Origin of the sequence: Proteus sp. FZP2095 (assembly GCF_023701425.1) — a bacterium.
GTDB classification, from domain to species: domain Bacteria; phylum Pseudomonadota; class Gammaproteobacteria; order Enterobacterales; family Enterobacteriaceae; genus Proteus; species Proteus cibarius.
The window spans coordinates 1624682-1646326 of the sequence record NZ_JAMQBJ010000001.1; the positions used below are offsets into that span (position 1 = coordinate 1624682).

The 21645-nt window shown below is 39.1% G+C and carries 22 protein-coding genes; 4 read left to right on the forward strand and 18 right to left on the reverse strand.

What is annotated here, in order from left to right; genetic code table 11:
- Positions 1–10: 10 nt before the first annotated feature.
- The 3 genes from ptsH to crr all read left to right on the forward strand — a co-directional run bounded on the left by ptsH (position 11) and on the right by crr (position 2695).
- On the forward strand, positions 11–268 hold the full coding sequence (ptsH, locus tag NBG71_RS07910) for a phosphocarrier protein Hpr (protein WP_006533407.1): 258 nt from the start codon (positions 11–13) through the stop codon (positions 266–268).
- A 140-nt stretch (positions 269–408) separates the two neighbouring features.
- Positions 409–2136 (forward strand): phosphoenolpyruvate-protein phosphotransferase PtsI, encoded by a 1728-nt coding sequence (ptsI, locus tag NBG71_RS07915; RefSeq protein WP_075670516.1) that lies wholly within the window; start codon positions 409–411, stop codon positions 2134–2136.
- 49 nt (positions 2137–2185) lie between these two features.
- The gene (gene crr, locus NBG71_RS07920) at positions 2186–2695 is read left to right on the forward strand and encodes a PTS glucose transporter subunit IIA (protein ID WP_036935451.1); all 510 of its coding nucleotides are present in this window, start codon (positions 2186–2188) and stop codon (positions 2693–2695) included.
- 187 nt (positions 2696–2882) lie between these two features.
- Here crr and cysM read toward each other — a convergent pair whose 3' ends face one another.
- The 8 genes from cysM to NBG71_RS07960 all read right to left on the reverse strand — a co-directional run bounded on the left by cysM (position 2883) and on the right by NBG71_RS07960 (position 10404).
- Positions 2883–3767: a cysteine synthase CysM gene (cysM, locus tag NBG71_RS07925; RefSeq protein WP_075670514.1), complete on the reverse strand. Its 885-nt coding sequence runs from the start codon at positions 3765–3767 to the stop codon at positions 2883–2885.
- 178 nt (positions 3768–3945) lie between these two features.
- On the reverse strand, positions 3946–5034 hold the full coding sequence (gene cysA, locus NBG71_RS07930) for a sulfate/thiosulfate ABC transporter ATP-binding protein CysA (RefSeq protein WP_250916743.1): 1089 nt from the start codon (positions 5032–5034) through the stop codon (positions 3946–3948).
- A 30-nt stretch (positions 5035–5064) separates the two neighbouring features.
- Positions 5065–5907: a sulfate/thiosulfate ABC transporter permease CysW gene (gene cysW, locus NBG71_RS07935; RefSeq protein ID WP_088495069.1), complete on the reverse strand. Its 843-nt coding sequence runs from the start codon at positions 5905–5907 to the stop codon at positions 5065–5067.
- Positions 5907–6740: a sulfate/thiosulfate ABC transporter permease CysT gene (gene cysT, locus NBG71_RS07940; protein ID WP_075670510.1), complete on the reverse strand. Its 834-nt coding sequence runs from the start codon at positions 6738–6740 to the stop codon at positions 5907–5909. Before cysT ends, cysW begins: the two co-directional genes overlap by 1 nt.
- Positions 6740–7759 carry a thiosulfate ABC transporter substrate-binding protein CysP gene (gene cysP / locus NBG71_RS07945; RefSeq protein ID WP_109419096.1) on the reverse strand — a complete coding sequence of 340 codons (1020 nt, stop codon included), beginning with the start codon at positions 7757–7759 and terminating at the stop codon, positions 6740–6742. The genes cysT and cysP overlap by 1 nt, the downstream gene beginning before the upstream one ends.
- A 237-nt stretch (positions 7760–7996) precedes the next feature.
- Entirely contained in the window at positions 7997–8893 is an 897-nt protein-coding gene (locus NBG71_RS07950; RefSeq protein WP_075670506.1) for a Dyp-type peroxidase, read from the reverse strand.
- A 120-nt stretch (positions 8894–9013) separates the two neighbouring features.
- Positions 9014–9631, reverse strand: coding sequence for an RpoE-regulated lipoprotein (locus NBG71_RS07955; protein WP_223672344.1), 618 nt, complete (start codon positions 9629–9631; stop codon positions 9014–9016).
- A gap of 335 nt (positions 9632–9966) precedes the next feature.
- Complete coding sequence (locus NBG71_RS07960) at positions 9967–10404, reverse strand: GNAT family acetyltransferase (RefSeq protein WP_075670504.1); 438 nt, start codon at positions 10402–10404, stop codon at positions 9967–9969.
- A gap of 133 nt (positions 10405–10537) precedes the next feature.
- On the opposite strand from NBG71_RS07960, the gene hemF reads away from it, so the two are divergent.
- The gene (gene hemF / locus NBG71_RS07965; RefSeq protein WP_250916744.1) at positions 10538–11446 is read left to right on the forward strand and encodes an oxygen-dependent coproporphyrinogen oxidase; all 909 of its coding nucleotides are present in this window, start codon (positions 10538–10540) and stop codon (positions 11444–11446) included.
- A gap of 89 nt (positions 11447–11535) precedes the next feature.
- Here the strand turns inward: hemF and NBG71_RS07970 are convergent, their stop codons facing one another.
- The 10 genes from NBG71_RS07970 to ndk form a co-directional block, all read right to left on the reverse strand.
- Positions 11536–11883, reverse strand: coding sequence for a hypothetical protein (locus NBG71_RS07970; RefSeq protein WP_223672346.1), 348 nt, complete (start codon positions 11881–11883; stop codon positions 11536–11538).
- 183 nt (positions 11884–12066) lie between these two features.
- Positions 12067–13557 carry a ribosome biogenesis GTPase Der gene (gene der, locus NBG71_RS07975; RefSeq protein WP_250916745.1) on the reverse strand — a complete coding sequence of 497 codons (1491 nt, stop codon included), beginning with the start codon at positions 13555–13557 and terminating at the stop codon, positions 12067–12069.
- A gap of 119 nt (positions 13558–13676) precedes the next feature.
- Positions 13677–14849, reverse strand: coding sequence for an outer membrane protein assembly factor BamB (bamB, locus tag NBG71_RS07980; RefSeq protein ID WP_075670498.1), 1173 nt, complete (start codon positions 14847–14849; stop codon positions 13677–13679).
- Positions 14850–14863: 14 nt separating this feature from the next.
- Positions 14864–15484 carry a YfgM family protein gene (locus NBG71_RS07985; RefSeq protein WP_223672348.1) on the reverse strand — a complete coding sequence of 207 codons (621 nt, stop codon included), beginning with the start codon at positions 15482–15484 and terminating at the stop codon, positions 14864–14866.
- A gap of 10 nt (positions 15485–15494) precedes the next feature.
- Positions 15495–16778: a histidine--tRNA ligase gene (gene hisS, locus NBG71_RS07990; protein WP_075670494.1), complete on the reverse strand. Its 1284-nt coding sequence runs from the start codon at positions 16776–16778 to the stop codon at positions 15495–15497.
- Positions 16779–16900: 122 nt separating this feature from the next.
- Positions 16901–18022, reverse strand: a complete 1122-nt coding sequence (gene ispG / locus NBG71_RS07995) for a flavodoxin-dependent (E)-4-hydroxy-3-methylbut-2-enyl-diphosphate synthase (protein ID WP_075670492.1) — start codon at positions 18020–18022, stop codon at positions 16901–16903.
- 46 nt (positions 18023–18068) lie between these two features.
- The gene (rodZ, locus tag NBG71_RS08000) at positions 18069–19040 is read right to left on the reverse strand and encodes a cytoskeleton protein RodZ (RefSeq protein ID WP_075670490.1); all 972 of its coding nucleotides are present in this window, start codon (positions 19038–19040) and stop codon (positions 18069–18071) included.
- A 74-nt stretch (positions 19041–19114) separates the two neighbouring features.
- Entirely contained in the window at positions 19115–19549 is a 435-nt protein-coding gene (locus tag NBG71_RS08005) for a hypothetical protein (protein WP_075670488.1), read from the reverse strand.
- 88 nt (positions 19550–19637) lie between these two features.
- Positions 19638–20819, reverse strand: a complete 1182-nt coding sequence (gene rlmN / locus NBG71_RS08010) for a dual-specificity RNA methyltransferase RlmN (protein ID WP_023581631.1) — start codon at positions 20817–20819, stop codon at positions 19638–19640.
- Positions 20820–20976: 157 nt separating this feature from the next.
- Positions 20977–21402: a nucleoside-diphosphate kinase gene (gene ndk / locus NBG71_RS08015; RefSeq protein WP_023581630.1), complete on the reverse strand. Its 426-nt coding sequence runs from the start codon at positions 21400–21402 to the stop codon at positions 20977–20979.
- Positions 21403–21645 lie beyond the last annotated feature (243 nt).

The following is a 21645-nucleotide window of genomic DNA, read 5'->3' on the forward strand; positions in this document are numbered from 1 at the left end:
AAAAAATCCTATGTACCAGCAAGAAGTTACTATTACAGCACCAAACGGCTTACATACTCGTCCTGCGGCACAATTTGTAAAAGAAGCCAAAACATTCTCTTCTGATATCACGCTTATCTCTAGCGGTAAATCTGCCAGCGCTAAGAGCCTTTTCAAATTACAAACTTTAGGCTTAACCCAAGGTACTGTAGTGACTATCTCTGCTGAAGGCGAAGATGAAAAACAAGCTGTTGAAGCGTTAGTAAAATTAATGGCGGAATTAGAGTAATTCGCGATTAAACGTTAACACAGTACTTATTCCCCTGAAACTATTCAGGGGAGTTAATAATCTCAATGATGATTTTAAAACAACAGTATTTTGCAATCCTATTCTTTTAAGATTATCACCAGCAAGTCGTAGGATAAATTATGATTTCAGGAATTTTAGCATCACCCGGTATCGCTTTTGGTCAAACCCTTCTCCTCAAAGAAGAACCTATCATCATTAGCCAACGTAAGATCCAAAGTGATGAGATTGAGAATCAAATCGAACGCTTTAAAGACGGCCGTAACAAATCTGCACAACAACTAGAAATCATTAAAGAGCGTGCAGAAAAGAACCTTGGTGCGGATAAAGCCGAAATCTTTGAAGGTCATATCATGCTGCTAGAAGATGAAGAGTTAGAACAAGAAATTGTTACTCTCATCAAAAGCGACAAAAAAACCGCTGAAGCTGCAGTTCAATCTGTTATTGAAGATCAAGCAACTGCATTAGAAGCATTAGACGATGAATACCTAAAAGAACGTGCTGCCGACGTTCGCGATATTGGTAAACGCTTAATGCGCAATATCTTAGATATGCCAATTATCGATTTAAGCGCTATCTCAGAAAAAGTGATTTTAGTTGCAACTGACCTTACCCCTTCTGAAACTGCACAATTAAGCTTAGACAACGTATTAGGTTTTATCACTGACTTGGGCGGTAGAACCTCTCACACCTCTATCATGGCTCGTTCATTAGAAATTCCAGCGATTGTGGGAACATCTAATGCGACAGAAACTATCAAAAAAGACGATTATCTTGTTCTTGATGCGATTAATAACAAAATCATTATTAATCCATCAGATGAGGAACTAGAAACATTAAAAGCTATCAAAGAAGAGTACCTGCACGAAAAAGAAGAATTAGCAAAACTCAAAGATTTACCTGCTATTACACTTGATGGGCATCAAGTCGAAGTTTGCGCTAATATTGGTACAGTTCGAGATGTTGCTGGTGCTGAACGTAACGGTGCTGAAGGTGTTGGTCTGTATCGTACCGAATTCTTATTTATGGATAGAGACTCTTTACCAACAGAAGATGAGCAATTCCAAGCCTATAAAGCGGTAGCAGAAGCTGTTGGAAGTCCTGCGGTCATTATTCGTACTATGGATATTGGCGGTGATAAAGACTTACCTTACATGAACCTACCAAAAGAAGAGAATCCATTCTTAGGTTGGCGTGCAATTCGTATTTGTCTTGACCGTAAAGAGATCCTTCATTCGCAATTACGTGCTATCTTAAGAGCATCTGCTTTTGGTAAACTACGCATTATGTTTCCAATGATTATCTCTGTTGAAGAGATCCGAGCATTGAAAGCAGAACTTGAAATACTGAAAAGCCAGCTTCGTGAAGAAAATAAAGCTTTTGATGAATCTATTGAAGTCGGTGTGATGGTAGAAACCCCAGCCGCAGCAGTAATGGCTCGTCATATGGCAAAAGAAGTTGACTTTTTTAGTATTGGGACTAACGATCTAACACAATATACTCTGGCTGTAGACCGTGGAAATGAGCTGATATCTCATCTATATAATCCAATGTCACCTGCAGTACTCAACCTGATAAAACAGGTGATTGATGCATCACATGCAGAAGGTAAATGGACTGGAATGTGTGGTGAACTTGCTGGAGATGAACGAGCAACATTGCTCCTTCTCGGCATGGGATTAGATGAGTTTAGTATGAGTGCTATTTCAATTCCTCGCATCAAGAAAGTGATCCGTAATGCGAATTACGATGATGCTAAAGCACTGGCAGAACAAGCACTTGCTCAGCCAACTGCAAAAGAATTGATGGACTTAGTAGAAACTTTTACTAAAGAAAAGACACTGTGCTAATCACATTAGCCAGAGCCCGGTCCCAACTACAATAATTAGGAGAAGATTCATGGGTCTGTTTGATAAATTAAAATCACTGGTTTCAGAGGAAAAGAAAGGCAGTGGCACGATTGATATTGTTGCACCACTTTCTGGTGAAATCGTCAATATCGAAGATGTTCCTGATGTTGTTTTCGCTGAAAAAATCGTAGGTGACGGTATTGCTATCAAACCTGCTGGTAATAAAATTGTTGCGCCAGTCGATGGTACTATCGGTAAAATTTTCGAGACTAACCATGCTTTCTCTATTGAGTCTGACAACGGTATCGAGTTATTTGTCCACTTCGGTATCGACACTGTTGAACTGAAAGGTGAAGGGTTTAAACGTATCGCTGAAGAAGGTCAGCAAGTAAAAGTCGGTGATACTATTTTAGAATTTGACTTGGCTGTTTTAGAAGAAAAAGCAAAATCAGTTCTAACGCCAGTTGTTATCTCTAATATGGATGAAATCCAAGGTTTAACCAAAATGACAGGCCCAGTTACTGTTGGTGAAACCGTTATTATTCAGATTAAAAAATAATCTTCTGTGAAGTTCTCTACTTAAACCGCCACCCATATGTGGCGGTTTTTTTATATTCAAAAAACCAAGACTAAAAATTCTCTAAATAATTCGACAATATTATTACTCTAAATAATTCAAGATGTAGCTAGGCGACAAAGTATGTGACTAGTGCGAATGAGCGCAGTCAACAACGCTACAACATGAATTATGACGAGTAAACGCCTGTCGACAAATAACGATCCCCTCTATCACAAACAATCGCAACAATCACTGCGCCAGGATTCTCTCTTGCAACGCGCAGAGCGCCAGCAACAGCTCCTCCAGAGCTTACTCCACAGAAGATACCCTCTAGTCTGGCTAAAAGGCGCATTGTGGATTCTGCTTCTGTTTGTGACATATCTATCACACTATCCACCAGCTCTTTTTTAAAGATGCCAGGCAAATAAGCCGGTGACCAACGGCGAATACCTGGGATCTGACTTTTTTCCTCAGGTTGAAGACCTATAATTTGCACGTTGTCAGATTGTGTTTTTAAGTAACTACCCACACCGGTGATCGTCCCCGTTGTTCCCATACTCGAAACAAAATGCGTAATACGACCTTGTGTTTGTTGCCAAATTTCAGGGCCAGTGGACATAAAATGCGCTCTTGGATTATCTGGGTTATTAAATTGGTCTAATACCTTACCCTCACCTCGTTGTTCCATCTGTTGTGCGAGATCTCGTGCACCTTCCATACCGACTTCACGACTCACTAAAATCAACTCTGCGCCATAAGCTTGCATTGATGCTTGACGCTCTTTACTCATATTTTCAGGCATTAACAGCTTTAAACGGTAACCTTTTACCGCTGCAATCATCGCCAAGGCAATACCTGTATTACCACTGGTTGCTTCAATCAGCGTATCACCCGGTTTTATCTCACCGCGTAATTCCGCTTGTTCAATCATCGATAATGCAGCTCTGTCTTTTACTGAACCTGCGGGATTATTGCCTTCAAGCTTAACCCAGATTTCAGCGTCTACCTCTTGTGTAAGTCGTTGTAGTTTCACTAATGGTGTATTACCAATAAATTGTTCTAACCCTGCCACAATAAGTTCCTGCTCATTTGTTTGTCTGTATTAATGAAGAAATCACATTTAACTTATTAACGCAATAATATTAACGTGATTCGACAAGTCTCTTTATTTTCATAGAAACTAAAACACCCATGCCAAAAATAAGCATGGGTGAAAAATTGCGAAATGAAATGATAGATTAATAATAAAATTAAGCGGTATAGGCTAACGACACCGTATTCAAGGGAGTATCCCCCGTATATAAACGGGCTTGAGCACCTCCCATATAATAGGTATTTCCTTTTGTTGGCGCCGAAGAAATATCATTCCAAACCGCAGTAATCGGTACTTCACTCCATCCTAATGGCTGTAAAATCAACTGCCAATAATGCCCTTTTGGTGATACCTCAATAACCTTAACAGGCAATCGGCAAACACTGTTGGCATGTACACTTAATGCTATTTCCCAAGGACGTAAAAACACATCAACCGAACCTTGATAAAGTGGTGTCACTGATAACGGCAAGTGATATCCGCCAATCTGCAATTGAGCACCATTAATTTCGCCTTGTAGATGATTCACATCACCTAAAAATTCTAAAACAAAGCGACTTTTTGGTGATTGCCATACTTCTTGTGGTGTACCTACTTGCTCTATTTTGCCATTCCCCATAATCACAATACGATCAGCCACTTCCATCGCTTCTTGTTGATCATGAGTAACAAAGACACTGGTAAATTTAAGCTCTTCATGGAGTTCTCGTAACCAACGGCGTAATTCCGTTCTTACTTTGGTATCTAAAGCACCAAAAGGCTCATCGAGCAATAAGATTTGAGGCTCAACAGCCAAAGCTCTTGCTAAAGCGACACGCTGTTTTTGCCCGCCAGATAATTGTGCTGGATAACGTTGCGCTAAATGAGGCAATTGGATCATCTCTAACAACTGTTGCACTTTTTTATGGATAGCTTCTTTGTTAGGACGCTCTCGTCGAGGCAATACCGTTAGACCAAAAGCGATATTCTCAAATACAGTCATATGGCGAAACAGCGCATAGTGCTGAAAAACAAAACCAACTTTGCGATCTCGAGCATGTAAGCGACTAACATCTTGCCCCTCAAAACAAATACTTCCTTGGGTTTGATGTTCAAGGCCTGCAATAATACGCAAAAGCGTTGTTTTACCTGATCCTGAAGGCCCTAACAGCGCCACCATTTCACCTGAAGCCACATCAAGGTTGACATCATGCAACACTTCAGTGCGATCAAAATATTTTGTGACACTATTAATTTCAATACTCATATTTTGCCTCTACTTTGTGTAAATATGATGTCATTGCTGACGAGCTAAATGCCATTGCAATGCACTTTTAAACATTAAGGTGAAAATTGCCATCATTGCGAGTAATGCTGCAGCAGTAAATGCCCCAACAGTATTGTAATCTTGATGCAGTAATTCAACTTGTAACGGCAGGGAATAGGTTTCGCCACGAATAGCACCAGACACCACAGAAACTGCACCAAATTCACCGATAGCCCTAGCGTTGGTTAATACCACACCATATAACAATGCCCAGCGAATATTTGGTAACGTCACTCGCCAAAACATCTTCCAACCACTCGCTCCCAATAACACGGCGGCTTCATCTTCTTGACTTCCTTGGCTCATCATCACGGGTACCAGTTCTCTCACTACAAAAGGACAAGTGACAAACACCGTAACTAATACCATTCCCGGCCATGAGAACATCAGTTGGATATCAAATTGAGATAACCACTGCCCTGCCCATCCATTGCTACCGTAAAAAAGCAGATAAAGTAATCCAGCAACCACTGGAGACACTGCAAATGGAATATCAATCAATGTCATTAATAGCTGGCGCCCCGGGAAACGAAAACGCGTGACGAGCCATGCCATGCTGACACCAAACAACATATTGACAGGTACGGTAATTAACGCGATGAGTACGGTTAACCAGACAGCGTGTAACATATCGCTGTCCAATAAGTTCTCAGTAAATATTTCAATACCTTTTGAAAACGCGGTCATAAAGATCCACGCAATAGGCACAACTAAAAATAAAATGGATAACACAACACCGGTAAGGATTAATCCCCACTTCACCCAATCAATTTGACGACGATAAACAGAGCGTTGTTGCATAATATCTGACATCAATGCCCCCTCAGCCGTTGTCCAAATCGGCTTTGCAATCCATTAATTGAAAACAGTAAGACTAATGAAACAAGTAAAATCACAGAAGCAACAGCGCTTGCCGCTGGATAATCAAATTCTTGTAATCGAATAAAAATCATCAAGGAAACAACTTCTGTTTGCCATGCAATATTGCCAGCAATAAAAATAACAGCGCCAAACTCACCAAGACTACGCGTAAAAGAGAGCGCTGTTCCCGCTATTAGTGCTGGTGATAACTCAGGTAATACAACCTTACGAAAAGTCTGCCAACGACTTGCCCCTAGCGTTTCAGCAGCTTCTTCATACTCAGGACCTAATTCTTCAAGAACTGGCTGAACAGTTCTTACAACAAAAGGCAAACTGGTAAAAGCCATCGCAACAGCGATACCAATCCATGTGTTAATAACTTTGATATCAAATTTATCCAATACAAAACCGTACCAGCCTTGTGTTGAAAAAAGCGTCGCAAGCGTGAGGCCAGCAACAGCCGTAGGCAAAGCAAAAGGTAAATCCATTAAACCATCAAGCAGTTGTCTACCCGGAAAACGGTAACGAGTAATGATCCACGCAAGCAACATACCGAAAATTGCATTAAAAATACTGGCAACGCCTGCTGCGAGTAATGTGACTTTATAGGCAGCTACAATTTGGGGGTGTGTTATCACCGCCCAATACTGGGACCAACTCATATCTGAAAGTTGTACAACCAGCGCACTCATTGGTAACAGTAAGATCAAGCAAGTGTAAAACAGTGTTCCACCTAAACTTAATCCAAATCCCGGTAATACCCGTTTGCTGGCTGTAGTAAACATTATTGACGTCCTTGCGCTAACAACTTATCAAGCATGCCATCTGTCGTGAAATGTGTTTTCATCACGTTATTCCAGTCACCAAATACCTCTTCAATCGTAAATAATGACGTTGCTGGAAACTGTGCTGATTTTTGCGCCATAACCGCTTTATCATTTACGCGATAATTAAATTGCGTGATGATCTCTTGTGCACTAGGGCTATATAAATAATTTAGATAGGCTTTTGCCAGTGCTTCAGTGTCATTCCGTTGAATATTTTTATCAATCCAAGCGACAGGAAATTCAGCTAAAATATCAACAGGTGGTACAATAACTTGATATTCATCTTCGCCATATTGTTGACGAATATTATTAACTTCCGATTCAAAACTGATCAAAACATCTCCAAGTCCACGTTCGATAAACGAGGTTGTGGCGCCACGTCCTCCTGTATCAAATACCTCAACATTCTTGAGGAATTTCTTCATCGCTTCCTGCGTCTTCTCATCATTACCATAAGCTTTTTCGAAAGCCCCCCACGCGGCTAAATAAGTGTAGCGACCATTACCAGAGGTTTTAGGATTAGGGAAAACCACTTTGACATCTTCACGCGTTAAATCTTCCCATGAAGTAATGTTCTTTGGATTTCCTTTGCGTACTAAATACGCCATAGTGGAATAATAAGGCGAGCTATTATTAGGAAGACGTTGTTGCCAATCAGTAGGAATTAATTTGCCTTTATCATGCAGAATTTGCACATCTGTAACTTGATTATAGGTCACTACATCTGCGGGTAAACCTTGTAATATTGCAAGTGCCTGCTTAGATGAACCTGCATGTGATTGTTTTATGGTGACTTTATCATCAGGATGTTGAGCATCCCATTGCGTTTTAAAATCGCTATTTAACTGTGTGAATAACTCTCTTGCGATATCGTAAGAGCTATTAAGTAATTGAGCAGCCCCAGCATAACTACTAACAACCAAAGACAATGCTGCGGTTGCTTGTAATGCAAAGGTTCTGATTGTGTTTTTCTTCATCAAAAGTACCCATCATTGTAAGTTTTATTCTAATGGTTACTCTATCGACTTTATTTATAACAGTGTAGTTAACTTTTGTTATTTGATATAACTACAAGCTATTAAAACTGAATAAAACTCAGGCTAATTAATTAAATTTACATCGATTGTCATTAACGTGAAAAAAATTCAGACAAAAATGCCCGCATTTAAAGCGGGCATTTCATTAATAAAAACGTATTTAGCACGAGATAATGATTACAGTGCCTTTAATACCTCATAGGAAGGTGCGAAGTAATAACTTCCTGTTACAGGTTTACTCATGCGTAAGAGATCATCATGTTTGCCGTCTAATTCACCAAACATACTCAATAGTTGTTGTTCGATATTATATAAACGACCACAGTAAGCTAAGAAATATAAACCATGTTTACCGCTTGCAGTACCGTAAGGTAGGCTGTGACGTAAAATGGCTAACTCTTCACCATCTTCTTCAATCACAACACGAGAAACGTGAGATGTGACATTACGTTCAGATTCATCAAGTTCAACACTGTCTTTTTTAGTACGACCGATCATTTTTTCTTGGTCTGATTCACTAAAACGAGCCCATTTTTTCAGGTTGTGCTCATAACGTTGAACTAAAACATAACTACCACCAGCATCAACACCATCATTAATCAGTGCAACACCATAACGCTCATCATCTTGTGGATTTTCTGTACCATCAATAAAACCACTTAAATCACGTTCTTCTATCCAACGGAAACCATGAATTTCTTCTTCAACTTTGATTGCATCACCAAAAGCTGCAATTGCCGCTTGTGCTAATGAGAAATTGACATCATGACGCATAGATTGAATATGAATAAGAAGATCACGTTGTGTTGCAGGCGCTAAACCTTTGCCTAAAGGGCGAAAAGGTTTCAGCTCTGGTGCGCTGTTTTCATCGGAAAGTTTTTTCCAAAGATCAGAGCCAAATGCAACAACTGCGCCTAGTGATGCATCAGGAAATTGCTTTTGTAAATCAGATAATGATTGCATGAATTTCTGGCATCCTTCACGCAGAGCTTCTAATTCACCTACGACCATTGCTTCGATAAAAAGACCAAATTTACTATGTGCGACTAAAATGCCACTTTGTGCATGAGACATATTGCTTTCCTAATCAATAATCAAAACACCTAGAATGATGTTAATTATATCGAATATTTTTTCCTGGAGATTTGCCTTTTAACAAAAATCGGACAGTCTGATTATAAAATCTTCCTTATTTTATAAGGAATAGCGTGAAGGCGATTTATTCTGCCAAATAATTTGCGTTAATGTCCAGTTAGATAAAACTTCATCAGGTGGCATTAATCCGTCAGGGCCGTCCCATTGACCACTAAAGACATAGCTCACCGATTTAGCTTCTGTGGATTGGCATAAAATAGTTCTCTGTTTTTCATCTTTAGGACCTTTGCTACATGCACCAAATGCTTTTTTATAGATATCTTTAAATGGTGTACCCATCGTTATACCCCAATCCGTCGTTGCTTTAGCATCAAAGACTTCTATTTTTTCAACAGTGGCTTTCTCTTTGCCATAAAAAGCCACTTGAACGTTCTTATCTTCGAGAGCTTGGACGACAACAATAGTATCACTACCTTGCATCTCCATACCTTCACGATAATTGAAGCTACTACCTAGCTCATTTTTTATTTCACTTTCTGTTATTTTTGTCGAGTTGGTAATATTTCCTAATCCATTGGCAGAAACAGTTAGCGTATTATTTGAAAACCAATTCATCGGATTTAATGCAGAAAAAGACATTCCTCCCATGGATGAACAGCCACTTAATAGCAAAACACTTGCGCTTAAACACAAGGGTAACCAAAACTTAGGCATCATTTGTTTCTCCGTTAAACTTCTTCGCCACACATTAAAAATAGATACTAAGGTATTAAGCACACCTTATCTTACTCTTTGTATCACCTCAATCATCAGGCTAAAACAGTTGCGATAAGTCAGCATAACAAAATATCCACTGATTTGATCTTAGATAACCACATGAAAAGAAAGCCTAGTTACGACCATTAATAGAACATTTTGTTCCACAGAAAAGGTAATATCAGATTTTACGCACAAAATAAGCGATGCAAACGTAAAAATAGAAACAAGGAAAAAAGAGATAAATAGAAAGGAAAGAGAAATAACCCCTAGAGAATCAGGGGTTTTAAATACAATTAAAGATCAAAATCCTGATCAACAATTAATCGCTTAGTATAAGTTGTGCTTTCTTGGTTTTGATCTTCATACAACAACTTCTCAAACATACAAATTGTTGCATCATTTTCTTCTGGTACAACTAATGTAATTTGAGGACACCCTTTCGCTATCAGCTTTTTCTCTAATCGAGAGATCAATGCATTCGCAATGCCTCTTCCTCGAAAATCTGGGTGAACGCCTAAATAGTATAAAGAGCCACGATGACCATCGTAGCCTCCCATCACACTACCCACAATCTCACCAGCCACTTCTGCTATCAAAAATAAATCAGGTGAGTGGTTTAATTTTCTTTCAATATCAATTTCAGGATCGTTATCAGGAGATATCAAATCGCAACGCTCCCAAAGTGTAATAATTGCCTCAAAATCATCTTGGCGAAATACACGTATTTCCATGGTTTTGCCCATTATTGGTCATATAAATCTGAATTTATTATCGCTTGTTTGGTTTATGAATCAACTTGAAAATGAGAACATAGACAATATGGAGTTCTATTTTTAATAAATATGATAAAAATTGTAGGTTATTATGAATTTACCTGATATTCATCGCGTTAAAGAGTTTTTCTTATCACTACAAGATACTATTTGTCGCTCTCTTGAAAACATAGACCAAAAAGCCACTTTTCAGCAAGATAACTGGGAAAGAAAAGAAGGAGGTGGCGGTCGTACACGCGTTTTAACCAATGGTGCTCTTTTTGAGCAGGCTGGTGTTAATTTTTCACATGTTTATGGTGACACATTACCAAAATCTGCCACGGCACATCGTCCTGAATTGGCGGGACGCCGTTTTCAAGCAATGGGTGTTTCATTAGTTATTCATCCTCTTAATCCTTATATTCCGACTTCTCATGCCAATGTCCGTTTTTTTATTGCTGAAAAAGACGGTGAGGAGCCTGTATGGTGGTTTGGTGGTGGTTTTGACTTAACCCCTTATTATGGATTTGAAGAGGACGTTATTCATTGGCATAAGGTTGCTAAATCAGTTTGTGCGCCTTTTAGTGAAGATTATTACCCTCGTTATAAAAAATGGTGTGATGATTACTTTTATATTAAACACCGCAATGAACCTCGTGGTGTAGGTGGTCTTTTCTTTGATGATTTAAATACCCCTGATTTTGACCACTGTTTCGAGTTTGTCCAACATGTAGGACTTGGTTATCTTGATGCCTATCTACCTATTGTTGAAAAGCGCAAATCAATGCCTTGGAGTGAACGTGAACGCCAATTTCAACTCTACCGCCGTGGTCGTTATGTTGAATTTAATTTAGTGTGGGATAGAGGTACATTATTTGGTTTGCAAAGTGGCGGTAGAACAGAGTCAATCTTAATGTCTATGCCACCATTAGTCCGTTTTGAATATAATTATTCCCCTGAACCAAATACTCCAGAAGCAAAGTTATACAGTGACTTTTTGATCCAAAAAGAGTGGGTGTAGAGAAAATAAATCATTAACGATAAAGCCACATTATAAATGTGGCTTTACTGAAGTAAAACTACAAGTTTAATGACAAACATTTCCTAAAATTAATTAAACAAAAAAGCCAATAACCCTGTAACTTTATTTTTATTTTCCCAGCCTTCTCCTCTCATACAGGTATTAAAGTAATCCCTACGCTGCCATTCATTCGCATCTGAAGGAAAAGATGTCCCTGCCCCTGAATTTGGAATATCTTTACCATTTATTTTCATTGGAGCAAAAGAAGGCTGACTTGAAGCTACATATCTCGCAGGATATCGCGTATTGGCTTCTTGCATACACATATTTTTAGCGATATCTAAAGGAGATGGTGTGCTGGTATTTGCTTCCCATTTTTCAGGTGTTGCACAAGCAGAAAGCATAAAAATTGATGCAATGATAATTGTTTTTTTCAAAGTAATAGCTCATTAATACGAATAGGAATTAATTATATTTTAAACGATTACTTGAAAAATTAAGTTTCTATGAAATGCAAAAAACCACTGATAACTATGATATTGAAACAACCCATTGAATTATAGGTATAAAAAAGCCACATAAAAATGTGGCTTTTCATTTAAATAAGAAATTTAATTATCTTATTTCGATTTCTTCAAGTGTGACATTAAACGCTTACGTTTACGCATTTGAGAAACGGTTAATTTATTTTTCTTATCCGCATAAGGGTTTTCACCCTCTTTAAATTGAATACGGATCGGCGTCCCCATAACTTGCAGAGTACGGCGAAAATAGTTCATCAAATAACGCTTATAGCTATCTGGTAAATCAGTTACCTGATTACCATGGATAACCACAACTGGTGGATTATAACCACCAGCGTGTGCATATTTCATTTTTACGCGACGTCCACGGACAATCGGTGGCTGATGATCATCTTCTGCCATCTTCATGATACGAGTCAGCATAGAAGTCCCTACACGACGCGTTGCACAGACATAAGCCTCTTGAATAGATTCAAAAAGATTACCCACGCCACTACCATGTAATGCAGAAATAAAGTGAACTCGCGCAAAATCAACAAAGCCCAGTTTAAGATCAAGCATTGCTTTAACTTGTTCGCGATCGTCTTGTGTCATACCATCCCATTTATTGACAGCAATAACTAATGAACGACCAGCATTCAGGATATAACCTAATAATGAAAGATCCTGATCTGAAATACCTTCACGAGCATCAATAACCAGTAATGCAACGTTAGAATCTTCAATAGCTTGTAGCGTTTTGATAACAGAGAACTTTTCTACTGTTTCTTTTACTTTACCGCGTTTACGAACCCCCGCAGTATCAATGATGATATATTCTTTCTCATCACGTTCCATTGGGATATAGATACTGTCACGCGTAGTACCCGGCATATCGTAAACAACCACACGATCTTCACCAAGCATACGGTTTGTCAGTGTTGATTTCCCAACATTAGGACGACCAACAATCGCTAATTTTACTGGTAATGTAGAAGGATCGAAGTCATCTTCTTCCTCTTCTAATGCTTGTGCTTCTTGTTCTGCTTCTAAGGCGGCCCAATAAGCTGCATTCTCTTCTTCTTCTGTCAGCTCTAGCTCTTCTTCCACCACTTTACCTGTAATTGGTAATAGTGCTTGTTCAATCAATTGAGCAACACCACGACCATGGGATGCCGCGATAGGGAAGATCTCACCTAAACCTAAAGAATAAAAATCAGCTAATGCAGTATCAATATCGATACCGTCAGTTTTATTCGCAACTAAATACGTTTTTTTCTCAACACCACGAAGGTGTTTTGCAATACCTTGGTCTGCTGGCATCAAACCCGTACGTGCATCAACTAAAAACAGTACGATGTCGGCTTCTTGAATAGCCTGTAGCGATTGTGATGCCATATGGGTTTCAACACCCTCTTCAGCACCATCAATACCACCGGTATCAATAATAATAAATTCTTCGCCTTCTAACTCTGCTCGACCATATTTACGGTCACGGGTGAGGCCTGGAAAATCAGCAACTAATGCGTCTCTTGTGCGTGTTAGTCGATTAAATAACGTGGATTTACCCACGTTAGGGCGCCCTACTAAGGCAATAACGGGTATCATTTTTTGATGCCTCATAAAAATACAATCACGAACCTGATTGTATTTTACATGTAATTACTAAAAAGACGAAACGGCTCCTTTAAAGGAGCCGTAAAATAAATAGATTTGTCAGCAATTAATTACCGACTATAAAGATAAAGCTTACCGTCACGAGCCTGGATCATCAGTTTATCTTGTACCGCTTGAGGGCGACTTAACAAACCTGAACTGTTCACTTGGTTTTGTGCAATGAATTTACCTGTGTTGGTATCAATCCAATGGAGATAACCTTCTGCATCGCCAACCACTAAATAGCCGTCAAAAATAGCTGGTGCAGTTAAATTACGATGCAATAAATCTTCTTGTGTCCATAATGTCACACCATCAGATTTACGAACAGATAAAACTCGGTCATTTTGGTCAACAAGGTAAAGATTATCACCTAACAGCACCATATCATTCACTGAGCCTAAATCGCGTTTCCAAAGGATTTGTCCCGAACGCATATCAAGGCTAACTAAATTACCGTTATACGCCATTGCATAAACGGTATTTTCATCAATGATTGGTGTGATATCCACATCATTTAATCGGCTAATTTCAGTAGAGCCTTTAATTTGTGAAATATTTTGTTGCCAAATTAATTGTCCTTGAGAAAGAACAACGGCACTGACGCGACCATTATCTGCACCAATGATAGCCGCACCATAAGCGACAGCAGGAGCAGACTCGCCACGCAGAGATAATGATGGAGTATCTAAATTAATAGTCCACGAAATTTCACCCGTTAATAAGTCGAGTCCTTGCAACATGCCATTACTGGTATGAATAAGTACTAAACCATCACTAACAACAGGTTTTGAAATGGCTTCACCAGCAACATCGGTTTCCCAATCAATGGAGCCATCCTCAATGTTCAGTGCATATACTTTCGCTTTTTCAGTTCCCACAAAAACGCGAGTACCTGAAACGGTTAATCCACCAGAAAGTAATGCAGACTCATTGGATGAAAGAAAACCTGTTTTAATAGAGAGATCTTGTGACCAAAGCTCTTTACCAGTTTCTACCTCTAATGCTTTAACTAAACCATGGCGATCAGCGACATAAACAACTGCCCCATCCCATGTTGGTGACAAGTGAGAATAGTATTTACCAATACCATTTCCAACTGATTTGTCCCAAACGGCTTTAGGTGTAAATTGGCTCTGCACCTCAGGCAATGGAGACATTGTCACATTATCCTGTTCACTAGAACATCCTGCCAACAAAGCAGATGCTAGTAGACCAACCAGGAGAGTTTTACGCAGTTGCATGTCTGAAGATCCCTTTAATTGGATAAATTATTAAGTTTAAGTTCAACCAGTGAGCGAATAGCACCCGCATTTTCATCAGTTAATGCGCTACGATAAGCGGTTGCTGCACCTGCGTTATCGCCTTTTTTCGCTAAGACATCACCACGGATATAATTTTTCATTCCATTCCATGCTTTGCCTTTCACTTGCTCTAACGAAACTAAAGCAACATCTGTTTTATTTAATGCTAATTGTACGCGAGCTAAACGAAGATTAAGCATATCCGCAAATGCGTCATTTTTTACTTTTGCCACAGCGTTAGTTAGATGACGTTCACCGTTGACTAAATCATTAGCATCGATAGCGATTTGGGCAAGCTCTAATGAAGCTAAAGCGCCATAGATATCATTCGTATCAGTAACAAATTTTTCAGCTAATGCAATATTTTCAGGTGTAGGCTTAGCAAGTGCCTCACTGACAGTTGCAAAAGCACCCGCACTTTCTTGCAGACGATTAGTTTGATGCGATTGCCAGTATTTCCAACCAAACACACCACCAAAACCAATAACAGCGGCTAAAACGATAGTTAAGCCGTAGTTTTTAAAGAACTGTTTAATTGCATCAACTTGTTCGTTTTCGGTGCTATAAACTTCCACAAGTCTCTCCTTAACCTAATAACAGAGTCAATTGCTGAGCGAGCTCATTACGAGCAACGATTGTTTGTTCCCCTGAACGCAAATCTTTCACTGCAACAGTACCGGCATTAATTTCGTCTTCGCCTAAAATCAGCGCAATTTTAGCGCCTTGTTTATCAGCTCGTCCTAACTGCTTTTTAAAGTTACCATTACCGTGATTCGTCATTAAACGTAATGTTGGTAATTGATCACGAATTTCTTCAGCCAGCATTAACGCTGCGCTTTGGCTCTTATCGCCAAATGAAGCAAGATAAACATCAGCCACATTGGTATCTGCTACAAATTCAGGGTTAACCGCTTGAACCAATAAGATCATGCGCTCCATACCCATTGCAAAACCTACAGCTGGTGTTGGATGTCCACCAAGTTGCTTCACAAGACCATCATAACGGCCACCTGCACACACTGTTCCTTGCGAACCTAATGCACTAGTAACCCACTCAAAAACAGTACGGTTATAATAATCTAAACCTCGAACTAAACGCTGATTAACACGGTATGTAATACCAACAGCGTCAAGTAGTGCACAAAGACCATCAAAGTGCGCTCTTGATTCGTCATCAAGATAATCGAAAAGTTCAGGCGCATCATTCAATAAAGTCTGAATTTCTGGATTTTTTGAGTCTAAAACGCGTAATGGGTTAGAATACATACGACGTTTGCAGTCTTCATCTAACTTATCAACATGCTGCTCTAAGAAAGCCACTAATGCTTCACGGTAATTAGCACGCGCTTCTAATGAACCAATAGAGTTAAGTTCTAATGTTACGTGCTCTGCGATACCTAATGCTTTCCACCAGCGTGCAGTTAACATAATTAATTCCGCATCAATATCTGGGCCTTGTAGACCAAACACTTCAGCACCTAACTGATGGAATTGACGATAACGACCTTTTTGAGGACGCTCATAGCGGAACATTGGTCCCAAATACCATAAACGTTGTTCTTGGTTATAAAGTAAACCATGCTCAATACCTGCACGAACACAACCCGCTGTATTTTCTGGGCGTAATGTCAAGCTTTGGGCATCTTCACCACGATCGGTAAAAGTATACATTTCTTTTTCAACAACATCGGTCACTTCACCAATTGCTCGCTGAAATAGAGGGGTATGCTCTACGATAGGTGTTCTGATTTCACTAAAACCGTAACCCGCTAAAATTTGTTTTAGCGTATTTTCAATTTTCTGCCATACACGAGTGTCAGCAGGTAGGTAGTCGTTCATACCACGAATGGCTTGGATTTTTTGTGCCACTTTTCTTCTCTAATAGTTATTAATTGATTGTTAGGCTGATTATAGAAGCGAAATCAATCAGTATTCAATGTGAAATCAATAGTAAAACTGGCTCATTGATTAATGAGCCAGTTTTTTGAGTGTTATTTGTCCAATTGATTTATATTTATACGCATACTGTCATCAAGCATTGAAGCCTTAGCGCGAATTTTCGCTTCTAATAAATCAATCATATTTACGTTATCAAGACGCTCTTTTTGTCTCACGCCATCTTCATAAAAACCACTACGTGTTTTAGCGCCCGTTACACCTAACGTTGAGACTTCAGCTTCACCTGGTCCATTAACCACACAGCCAATAATAGAAACATCCATAGGTGTGATGATATCTTCCAGACGTTGCTCTAATTCATTGACTGTTCCAATGACATCAAATTCTTGACGTGAACACGTTGGACAAGCAATAAAGTTAATTCCGCGAGAGCGAATACGTAAGGATTTGAGAATATCAAAACCCACTTTAACTTCTTCAACCGGATCTGCTGCTAATGAGATCCTTAATGTATCGCCGATACCTTCTGATAATAAGATCCCAAGACCAATTGCAGATTTAACCGATCCTGCTCTTGCACCACCAGCTTCGGTGATCCCAAGGTGCAGTGGTTGATCTATTTTTTTCGCTAACAAGCGGTATGAATCAACGGCAAGAAAAACATCAGAAGCTTTTACACTGATTTTAAACTGTTCGAAATTCAGTCTATCAAGAATATCCACATGACGCATGGCTGATTCAACTAACGCTTCTGGTGTCGGCTCGCCGTATTTCTCTTGAATATCTTTTTCAAGCGAACCACCGTTTACACCAATACGAATAGGAATATTGTTGTGACGAGCACAATCAACAACTTGGCGAATACGTTCTTCACTACCAATATTGCCTGGATTGATGCGTAAACAATCAACACCATATTCAGCGACTTTTAATGCGATACGGTAATCAAAGTGAATATCAGCAACTAAAGGTACATTAACTTGCTGCTTAATTAACTTGAATGCTTCCGCAGCATCCATTGTTGGTACAGAAACACGAACAATATCAACCCCAACACGTTCCAGTGATTTTATCTGGCGAACAGTCGCTTCTACGTCTGTCGTTCGTGTATTCGTCATCGACTGTACCGCGATAGGAGCCCCATCGCCAATAGGTACATTACCCACATAAATTCGTGTCGATTTGCGACGAATAATAGGTGATTCTTTATGCATTGATTAATTCTCCCATGCTTCCATGCTTGCTCAAATGTGTGTCAGATTAAGCGCTCGGTACTGTTATTTTTGCTATTTTTCCAGTAAAACGGCTTAAATCAACTGATTCACCATTAAACTGTAAGCGAGTAACAGAAGGGGCGCCTATTTTTAGTTTATAAGGTTGCTCACCATCAAATTCCAAACGATCACCCGCTTTCTTAATACCATTAAATAAGACTTTATTTTGAGCATTACGAATTTCTAACCAACATTCACCATCAAACATAAGAACCAATTGATTCGCAATAGCAGTTGCTTCTGATGAGGTAGCTTCTTGTGCTGAATTTGCACGAGAAGTTGTTGATGTTGTTAGAGGTGAGACGGGTAATGGAACCGTTCTCACTTCTGTTGATGCTGGTGACGTCGTTTCAGTCGTTGGTGATATAGCAACATTATTCGCCTGATTATCAACTAATGGCGACGCAGGTACTTGTAAATTATCACCTTCAGATGTTGACGTATTATCTAAGGTGGTTGCTAAAGGAGAATCTATCGTGTTGGTGTTTTCTTGGGTACTATTTTGCCCTATGTCTTGAGAAGCCATAGAGACTAATTCTTGTTGATCAGCCTGATGACCTTGCCACCACCAAACCCCCACAAAAGCAACCATAACAATCAGAATCACCCATGTGAGTTTCATCAACCAACCTTCACGTTTTTTATGACGTTTGCCTAATGAGTAATTTTGTGTGGTTGTCATTCTAATTTGTTTGACAGGAGCTTGCTGGTCGATAAAACCAAGGATATCTTGTTCAGGAACGCCAACTAACTTAGCGTAAGAACGCATGTATCCGCGTAAAAATGTTGGTGCAATATCAGAAGAAACGGAGTCTGTTTCAATATCGCGAACTGTCGATAACTTCAAACAAAGTCGATCAGCAACAGTTTGTTGTGTTAGCCCCACCTTTTCTCGTGCCTGGCGTAAAAGTTGACCTGCTGTTAATTTCACTTCTTCGGTTTTGTTTTCAGTATTCATTAGCAATCTAGGCACTGTGGCTATTGGATGTTTAACATTGATGAACTCGCAAAAGCACAAAGTACCTTAACGTATCACCGCGAATTTTTTGATATTTTATTATCACTTTGCTGACAGACCAAATAATCTGGCGGTATATCCTCAATTAACACACTATTATTGTTTAATAGTTTTTGTTCACAAAGGAAATTACCATAAAGCCTTAATACATTAACATTTACTGGCTTCGAGTTCATCGCTATTTTGTAATAATCTAACGCTTGAATAGAATTTCCCAATAACTGCGATGTTAACGCCATTCCTAAATTTGCATCGGAGTGATTTGGCATCACCGATAACACTTTTTGGAAATGATATTGCGCTATTTGATATTGTCTTTCAGCTAAGTAAGCATCACCTAATTGTAAACGTGTAGACACTGCAACACGCCCTTGATTGGCTGATGATTGACAACCGAGTGTCAATAACATCAAACCAATAGTTATAATTACTGATGATATCCTTATCATCGTTATATTCCTTAAATAAATTCATCCTTGTTCTCTTTACATTGAAATTGTGTAATACACTTCACAAAGAAAGAGATATCCAACTGTATCAGACTGCTTTTACTGAAATTAGTTCACCTTGTTGGCGTTTTTTCAGTGTGCGTTTTGTACGGTCAATAACATCACCTGCTAATTGCCCACAAGCCGCATCAATATCATCGCCACGCGTTTTACGTACAATTGTCGTAAAACCATATTCCATTAATACTTTAGAGAAACGGTCAATTCGGCTATTAGAACTACGTCCGTATGGCGCACCCGGGAACGGGTTCCATGGAATTAAGTTAATTTTACATGGCGTGTCTTTTAAAAGTTCAGCTAATTGATGAGCTTGATCTGTGCTGTCATTAATATGATCAAGCATGACGTACTCAATAGTCACTCGCCCTTGGTTCGCGTTTGATTTAGCAATATAACGGCGAACACCTTCAAGAAACATTTCAATATTATATTTCTTGTTTATTGGAACGATCTCATCACGAATTTCATCAGTTGGTGCATGTAATGAAATTGCTAAAGCCACATCAACTGCATCACCTAGTTTATCTAATGCAGGTACAACACCCGATGTAGAAACAGTGACACGACGTTTAGATAGACCAAAACCGAAATCATCCATCATGATCTCAAGTGCTGGAATAACATTATTTAAATTCAGTAATGGCTCACCCATTCCCATCATAACAACGTTAGTAATAGGACGACGGCCTGTCTCTTTTAATGAGCCAATAATTTTAGCTGCACGCCAAACTTGCCCAATAATTTCAGACACTTTCAAGTTACGGTTAAAGCCTTGCTGTGCAGTTGAACAAAACTTGCACTCTAAAGCACAACCAACTTGTGAAGAAACACATAATGTTGCGCGATCATCTTCTGGGATATACACAGTTTCTACTTGTTGATCGCCAACTTTAATTGCCCATTTAATCGTGCCATCTGTTGAACGTTGTTCTTCAGAAACTTCAGGTGCTTTAATTTCAGCAATTTCTTTTAATTTATTGCGTAACACCTTGTTGATATCTGTCATTTGATCAAAATCGTCATAACAGTAGTGGTACATCCACTTCATAATTTGGTCAGCACGGAAAGGTTTTTCGCCCATAGAGACAAAAAGCTCACGCATCTGTTTACGATTTAAATCTAACAGATTAATTTTAGTTTTTTGATTCACAGTATTTTCTTTAGAAACAGCGACAGAAGCGCTTGGCGCTGGGGTGGTAGATTGGGTCATGACATTGCCTCGTTGTTACACTATGCGGCCTGCATTAGCATTGATGCTAATGGGATACTTATATATTTGTATAATTAAACAATAATAAAAAAACGCCCTGTTAATTATCAAACAGGGCGTCGCATTGTACTGTTTTTCGCGTAGAGATGCTAATAAATTAGCGCGCGCAAACTTCGTTTTCAGTGAAGAAGTATGCAATTTCGCGAGCAGCAGAAGCTTCTGAATCTGAACCATGTACCGCATTTTCAGTAAAGCTATCAGCGTAATCAGCACGTAATGTGCCCGCTAATGCGTTGTCTGGATTGGTTGCACCCATTAGATCACGGTGACGTTGGATCGCGTTTTCACCTTCTAACACTTGAACCATGATTGGGCCCGAAGTCATAAATTCAACTAAACCGTCAAAGAAAGGACGGCCTTTGTGTTCTTCATAAAAGCCTTCAGCTTGTTCGCGCGTTAAATGCAACATTTTAGCACCAATGATGCTAAAGCCTGCACTTTCAAAACGGTGATAGATAGCACCGATAACATTTTTTTTCACTGCGTTTGGTTTGATAATAGAAAATGTGCGCTGAATAGCCATGTCTTACCTCTAAATTATTTTATTAATGATAACTTTTGTTATCTCTTTTATCGCAGATCATGGAAAAACGAATCAAAAACCGCATTCCCTGCAAAAAATAGTGCTCGATTATAGGAGGATAAAAATGAATTGCACAGATTGAATTTCCTTTTTTTTTAAAAAACTGTGGCAAAAAAGTTATAAATTATCGATCTAATCACATTTTTGACGGTTTCCATGTTCAAACTTGAAAATAAGAATAAA